The sequence below is a fragment of the Roseateles sp. P4_D2 genome, assembly GCF_056401875.1.
This window is the reverse complement of the sequence record NZ_JBFUIM010000035.1, coordinates 1-2,400: the sequence shown is the minus strand read 5'-3', so window position 1 is coordinate 2,400 and position 2,400 is coordinate 1. Positions and strand designations below refer to the sequence as shown.

2 protein-coding genes and 1 pseudogene are annotated in these 2,400 nt (G+C 68.6%); 2 read left to right on the top strand and 1 reads right to left on the bottom strand.

Features of this window, described 5'->3' with window-relative positions; translation table 11 throughout:
* Both AC1DW0_RS29475 and AC1DW0_RS29470 read left to right on the top strand, forming a co-directional pair.
* Positions 1–476, top strand: a pseudogene (locus AC1DW0_RS29475) (hypothetical protein); the annotation flags it as partial.
* On the top strand, positions 473–1,825 hold the full coding sequence (locus AC1DW0_RS29470) for a hypothetical protein (RefSeq protein ID WP_477949619.1): 1,353 nt from the start codon (positions 473–475) through the stop codon (positions 1,823–1,825). The pseudogene AC1DW0_RS29475 and the gene AC1DW0_RS29470, both read left to right, overlap by 4 nt.
* Positions 1,826–1,848: 23 nt before the next feature.
* Here AC1DW0_RS29470 and AC1DW0_RS29465 read toward each other — a convergent pair.
* A partial coding sequence (locus AC1DW0_RS29465; protein WP_477949617.1) for an alpha-L-arabinofuranosidase C-terminal domain-containing protein occupies positions 1,849–2,400 on the bottom strand: 552 nt, incomplete at its 5' end.

Genomic DNA, 2,400 nt, shown 5'->3' with positions numbered 1-2,400 from the left:
GCGCGACGCTGGACCGRCAGTACCAGCTCGGCGAGAGCCTGCTGGTGGCACCGGTGTTCACGGAGAGCGGTGAGGTGGACTTCTACCTCCCAGAAGGGACGTGGACCCATCTGCTGAGCGGCGAGAAGCGCGAAGGCGGCCGCTGGCATCGCGAGGTGCATGGCTTCCTGTCCATGCCGCTCTATGCGGCACCGAACAGCGTCATCGCCTGGGGCGCCGAGACCGAGAAGCCGGCCTACGACTACGCCCGCGGCACGGTGCTGCGCGTGTTCGAGCTGGATGACGGCGCCAGCGCGGCCTTCACGGTCGTGGGCGCGGACGGCAGCATTGCGGCGCGGGGCACGGTCAGCCGAAAGGGCGGGCAGTACACGGCGCAAGTCAGCGAGGGCGCGCTGCGCGACTGGGGGCTGGAGGTGGACCGTCACCGCAGTCCGGTGCTGGCTGAAGGCAAAACCTTGAACTGGGAGCGTCCATGAAAGCATCACTCGTTCGACGTTGCGGTGACGTCGTGCCGGGTTCTAGCCGGCGGTTTTCTCTGCGGCTGGTTGCGCTGGCGGTGCTTCTGCATGCACCGGCTGCGGTGCTGGCTCAGGTCGGCACCTTTCCCGGCATGGAGCCCGGTCGCGTTGGCGGCGTGACGGCCGAAGGACAGAGCCCAGACAAGGCGGCTGCGGCGGCGAAGAACAAGCAGATGGCGCAGGAGCTGATCGACCAGCAGCGTGACGAAGCCGCACGCCGCTTGATGGTCGAACAGCGAGCAAAGCTGCGTGAGCGCTTGGAGCGCGATGCGGGACTGCTGCGCCAGCCGGTGGACTTGCTGGCGGGCATGTTCCAGCTGCCTGCCGACCTGAAGCTTTCTCCGGAGCACCGAAGCGTGGCCGAGGGTGTGCTGCGTCAACAACGTGAGCGCGTACAGGCCGGCTGGGCGGCATGGCTGACCGATGAAACCGCGCAGGGCAAGGGCGAGCTGCGGGCGGAAGTGGCTGCGCAGCGATTGAGCAATCGCGTGCTCAACGAAGTGGCGCTGTGGCAAGCCGATGCAACGCCGCACCCCAGCGACACGATCTGGATCGATGCGCTCAAGACGCCCGCCATTTGCCAGCGGCTCGACCAGCCGCGGCCCGTGGCGCAGGTGGCGCAGCTGATCGAGGCGCTGCCCGCAGAGCAGCGCGACGCCGCCTGGCAGGGCGAGGCGGCGCGCCTGGCTCGATGGGGTCAGGTCCCGCGGCAGGTGCCGCCCTCGCCGGACCGCGCGTTTGAGGATGAGCTGGTCGCTGCGCTGCCCAAGCCGCCGGGCAACGCTTCCAGCCTCGCCCCCGAGGTGCGCAACGCGCTGCAGGCGCCGGGCTGGACCTATGCCGCGCAATCACCCGCTTCACGTTGCGAGCTGCTGCGCTGGTGGAGCCAGGAGCAGGTACGCACCCAGCGGATGACGGCGCCGCGTGCGCTGCATGCCTGGCGCACCGCCATGGCCGTGCGTTCGTCGGGCTATCTGCTGCCCGATGTGCCGCGCAGTGGCCCCGGCGCGACCGACGCGAACGGCTTTCCGCTGTTCGCGCGCCGCGCCGAGCTTGCGGGCACGGTCGTCGTGGAACAGGATCTCGATGCTGCCGGCAAGATCGTGCGCAGCTTCGTGCAGCGCCGCGAAATCATGGCGGCCGGCGTGCGCGGTGTGCCGGCCCTGGCTCTGGAGCGCGAGCTGGACGCCGTGAGCCTGGCTCGCGCGGCCACCACTCCCGCTGCTGCCCCCGACCCGGCGCAACTGCGCGACGGAACGGCCACGCGCCGTATCGGCATCGAGTGGGTGCTGCCCCAGGGGCTCTAGGCAGAGCCCCGCGCGCCAAGCCTTCACTCCTCCAGCACGACCACCATCACGGCCTTGGCAGGCACCTTGATCGACAGCTTGCCGTCCGCGGCACGCGCGCTGAACGCCGCCGGCTTGATGACCTGCGGATTCTGGAACGTGTTGTGCGCGTCCATCGCGGCCGAGGTCAGCACCTTGCCTGCCGCACCGTTGACCTTCGTGCCCGCAACGTTGACGGCCACATCGACCGCCTTGGACGGATCGGTGTTGACCAGCGCCAGGTACACCTTGCCGTCCTTGGCACGCGCCGCCGAAGCGCTTACGCCCGGAATCGTCGTTGTGCCCAGGGTGTAGCTGGTGTTGTCCTTGATGGCCAGCGGCAGCGACTTGGCATCCTGGAACGGCGCATACATCTGAAAGGCGTAGTAGGTCGGGGTCAGGACCATCTTCTCCTTGTCCGTCAGGATCATCGCCTGCAGGACGTTGACCATCTGGGCGATGGTGGTCATGGGGACCCGCTCCGCATGCTGATGGAAGATGTGGAAGTTGAGTGCCGCCACGAGCGCGTCGCGCAGGGAGTTCTGCTGGAACAGCCC